Source organism: Sulfitobacter sp. 1A12779 (assembly GCF_043557315.1).
Taxonomy (GTDB): domain Bacteria; phylum Pseudomonadota; class Alphaproteobacteria; order Rhodobacterales; family Rhodobacteraceae; genus Sulfitobacter; species Sulfitobacter faviae.
The window spans coordinates 1-3,590 of sequence record NZ_JBIFFU010000056.1 but is presented as its reverse complement, the minus strand read 5'-3'; the positions used below and the strand labels follow the sequence as shown (position 1 = coordinate 3,590).

General features: G+C 62.0%; 5 protein-coding genes and 1 pseudogene. All 6 read right to left on the bottom strand.

The genetic code is table 11. The features are described 5' to 3' along the window. Window positions 1–205 precede the first annotated feature (205 nt). A complete protein-coding gene (locus ACGYLQ_RS20570) occupies window positions 206–748 on the bottom strand; it encodes a DUF2285 domain-containing protein (protein ID WP_394444637.1) in 543 nt (180 codons plus the stop codon). A gap of 37 nt (window positions 749–785) precedes the next feature. Next, a pseudogene (locus tag ACGYLQ_RS20565) lies at window positions 786–971 on the bottom strand (transcriptional regulator domain-containing protein); the annotation flags it as partial. A 104-nt stretch (window positions 972–1,075) separates the two neighbouring features. After that, on the bottom strand, window positions 1,076–1,357 hold the full coding sequence (locus ACGYLQ_RS20560) for a DNA -binding domain-containing protein (RefSeq protein ID WP_394444635.1): 282 nt from the start codon (window positions 1,355–1,357) through the stop codon (window positions 1,076–1,078). 87 nt (window positions 1,358–1,444) lie between these two features. Beyond that, a complete protein-coding gene (locus ACGYLQ_RS20555) occupies window positions 1,445–1,693 on the bottom strand; it encodes a helix-turn-helix domain-containing protein (protein WP_054540357.1) in 249 nt (82 codons plus the stop codon). A gap of 261 nt (window positions 1,694–1,954) precedes the next feature. Beyond that, entirely contained in the window at window positions 1,955–2,356 is a 402-nt protein-coding gene (locus ACGYLQ_RS20550; protein WP_394444638.1) for a single-stranded DNA-binding protein, read from the bottom strand. A 555-nt stretch (window positions 2,357–2,911) separates the two neighbouring features. Further along, on the bottom strand, window positions 2,912–3,328 hold the full coding sequence (locus tag ACGYLQ_RS20545) for a hypothetical protein (RefSeq protein ID WP_394444633.1): 417 nt from the start codon (window positions 3,326–3,328) through the stop codon (window positions 2,912–2,914). Window positions 3,329–3,590: the final 262 nt, after the last annotated feature.

The following is a 3,590-nucleotide window of genomic DNA, read 5'->3' as shown; positions in this document are numbered from 1 at the left end:
ATAAACCACGACGCATAACTGAGGGTGGGTCAAATCTCGGTGAAAATACCGGGTCAGTTCTCAGTGACAATCAACAGCACGGAGTGCTTTCCAATTGTTTTGCTTGGGTAAAGCGCGTCCTGAACCAACGACACGGCCGCAATTTCAAGGTCAGATTGGTTGGCGCTGCGGGGTTGGGCACCGACGGCTGCGCAAGACTGAGGCATTACGCACGCTCTTTTGGCCGCAACAATCCCAGATAACCACCATCAACCATCTTCCGCGCATCGCGCAGCAGCGCCATGACGGCGAAGCGCTCCGAGGCGCTTTGCCACTCGTCCCGGCTCACTTGTGGCATCTGGAAGATCACCTCAGCAATCTTGCGGTGGGTCGCCCCGGCCTGCCGCCCATCATGGGCCTGCAGCATGCGTTTGGCGCGCAGGCGCTTCTGACGCGTCAGGCGCTTGTCGGCAGGAACAGCCCGTCCATGGATCATGGCAAGAAGTCGATAGACGCCATCGAGGCGGACGAACCCGTCTTGATCGAGCGGCACGATGGCCACCAATGCGGTGGCCTCGGGATCCAATTGCAGAACCTGAAGGCGGCGATCGCCGCCGCCATCATGAAGATGATGGAGGCCGTCCTGGGCGGGTATGATCGTTCCCTTGGGGAGGACCGTCGGCAGGGCCGCGTCGCCGAGTGCCTCTGGTAACTCGCGCAAAAGGATGACGCCCGGATCGATCCGGGGATCCCAGAGCGTGCTGGTCATTGGTGCTGGTAATGCTGGATCGGCCGCGAAATCGTAACCCCCATTTGTCGAGGAGAGCTGTCTTCAGGGCAACATCGTCCGGCGCGGCCTTGGAGAGAGTCGCGTAGTCCTGTGCATAGTGCTTGTTGCGGCGCAGCCATTCCCATGCCAGATCAGATGCACCGAGGCGCTCGACGTAGTCGTATCCGGCCGTGGAACGCCAGCCGGACAGATCCGACGGCATGACAAATCCCGTTCGCCAACATCTTTGAAACGTTGGAAACTATACACGTACTGATTGATTTTCAGGAGTCCGGCCCAGCCGGTATCGGCGGGTTTCGGCGTGACTCAGCCGGTCGGGCCGTCGCCACCGCTCTTGAGCAGTTCACGATAGCCGTGTTCGGTCATCCAGCGCGCTCGGGCAAGGTGACTATCATAGACGCTTCTGCAGCGCTCGGGGTCTGCCTTGGCGTCGAGGCCGAAGAGGACCTCGACCACTTCCCGCCAATCGGCACCTTCCTCGGCAGCGTCGAACAGGCGAAGGTAGAGAACCATATGAGCATGGTCGTAGTCGGTCAGCGTGTCGCTGTCCGGTGGCGCATCCAGAAATGTCGTCTCGCCCTGTGCCATGTCCCTACAGGATCGCAGAAACGACCCCCTCCCGAAGTTGCCTTTTCGTACAGGCCCGCCACCGAAACCCACGTCAACCGGTTACGATCACTTGGCCTTTTCCGCCTTGTTCAAGTCGATCAAGACGCCTTCACCCTTGTCCGAACGCAGAAAGGTGATGCCTGCATCCTCGAACACTCGGCGCACCTGATCTTCGGTCGACTCGTAGACACGAAGATCCTTCTCGGATTCGAGCCTCTTCAATGCGGTCAGTGATACCAGGGCCTTATCGGCTAGCTCCTGCTGCGTCCATCCCAGCAATGCGCGCGCGGCCCGTGATTGTCGGGCGGTGATCATGATGATCACCTCCCACCCGGCCATTCACACATGCCAGAACTACGACTATTTTAGTCGCATTTTCGGTGGCTTGCCAGTGATCATCTCGGTCAGCGGGTGTATCGGGCACTGGATAGCGTGGGAGCCGACCGAGGCGCGACTCACTGCCTATCCGGCCGCTGCGCGCGGCGGGATGTCGCCGAATGATACGAATTGTGATCGAGGGCGGACAGGGCCATCGGAGAAACCCGGCGGCTCACGCCGCCGGGTTTCATTGCGGGGTCAGGACTGGCCGTCCTCATCGTCGATGAAGGTCGGGTCTTCGTCCTCGGTCTGCTTGGCCTTGGTCAGGAAGTCGACCGTCTCGGCGATGATCTCGCAGCCGTAGCGGTCGACGCCCGCGGCGTCGGTCCACTTGGTGTAGTGAATGCGGCCACGGACCAGGAGCTTCATCCCCTTCTCGCAATACTGCTGGACCGTCTTGCCGAGGCCGTTGAAGCAGGTGATGCGGTGCCATTCGGTGTCCTGGACGCGGTAGCCGTTCTCGTCGCGGACGACCCGGCCTTCGGAATAGCGCGGGCGGGAGGTGGCAAGGGTGAAGGAGGTGATCGTGGTGCCGCCCTGGGTGGTGCGGGTTTCGGGGGTCTGGCCGATATTGCCGGCGAGGATGACGATGTTCTGCATGGGTTGTCTCCGTTGCTTCATCCGGAGGGACCGTCCCTCCGATGAGGCCCGTCAAAGACCGCTGGACGTGGCCTGCACGGACGCCCTGGCGTCCGCTTGACCCCCAAGGCGGGACGTGGCGCGGGCAGGCGTGGCACACGCCAACACGGGTCCCGCCGCGCGGGGTTGCCGGCCTCGGACGGACGGGCTTAGGGGATCAATCAGGAGGAGGGACAGGTCTTCTCGGGGGAGCGCCAACGGGGACGCAGTACCGAACAATCTTCCTCGCGAATGGCAACCACAGACCCCAGATCACGCACCCAAAGGCGATGAACCTCTCACCTACCCTGATACCTGCCACCATTGTGCGTATCCGAAGGCCAGAGACCGCGGGCAGACCCAAGCGCATCCGGCACCGTTCACAGCATCAGCTGATGCAAGGGTTCGATAGGTCAGAGGCCCTGCCACGAGAGAGGGATGTTTTTGGGCCTCGGCCTGCGCGCACCCAAGGACCGCCGAAGCACAGGTCAGAACCGCCCCTGCGACGACACGACGAGGTTCGACGGCAACCAAGATCTACGGGTCAAGAAGCCCCTGCCCCAAGGCATTGAGGTTGACCATCGCCGCAACCGCGACGACCACGCCGCAGCCGCTGCAGATCAACGTCAGCATGACACCCGGATCGAGCGCATGTTTCGCGACGCCATGGGCCAGCGCGTAACCCGCCACGGCAGCTGGCACCGCAAAGAGGCCGAGCGCCCCAAGGCGCAGGAAGGGGTTTCGGGCGAAGCCGAGAATCGCGATCACCAGCGCGACGGATGCCGCAGCCCCAGCCAGCCCAGCGAGGAAGGACAGGCCGAAACCGGACCCGCCCTCATGAACCTGCAGGAACGCGGCGATCCCGGCCATGACCGGTAGGGCGAAGACCGCGAAGCGGAAGGCCAGAACGCCGAGGGCGATGGACAGAGAGATGGCAAGAAGAACAAGCGACATGAACGCCTCCATGGGTCTGTGACTGTGGGGTTCACGACAGGCTGTCCGAGGGTGCGCTCCGCCTGCGACTATGCTGCTTCGCCGGTTCTACACTATGGATTATGCACCAATTTCATGTGCTGCCCAAGCCGAGCATCATACAGAAGCGGACCTTCGCGCATGATCCAGCCAAGGACGGCAGTGCGGGACAAAGCGCCATTTTGCTGCGGCTGCGCAAATGGCTGCTTTAGGCCTGGCGCACCAATAGAACATTGCAGCAGGA